Raw genomic sequence first — 249 nt, forward strand, 5'->3', positions numbered from 1 at the left:
GAACCTGGGGCTGGATCACCTCCTTACCTATACGACTAACTCGACACCTGAGTTGGCAATAAACAGCATCCGTGCGTTTATTGCACACAGCACATCCGTGTGCTTGAGTGTTCACACAGATTACTTGTTCTTGTTAGAGCGAGTGGCACGCCTTGTTGGTGATGCTTGTTCTTTAAAAATTTGGAAAGCTGATAGTATTAATTTAACGATTAATGCGAAATAAATAATTGAGTTCTCAAACACTTAAAT

At 40.6% G+C, this 249-nt stretch carries 1 protein-coding gene; it reads left to right on the plus strand.

Annotated elements, in window-relative coordinates; translation table 11 throughout:
• Nucleotides 1-223: hypothetical protein (locus K0625_RS24480; RefSeq protein ID WP_220111939.1), on the plus strand; the 223-nt coding region annotated here is incomplete at its 5' end.
• Between the last annotated feature and the right edge of the window lie 26 nt (nucleotides 224-249).

The organism is Shewanella nanhaiensis (assembly GCF_019457885.1).
Taxonomy (GTDB): Bacteria; Pseudomonadota; Gammaproteobacteria; order Enterobacterales; family Shewanellaceae; genus Shewanella; species Shewanella nanhaiensis.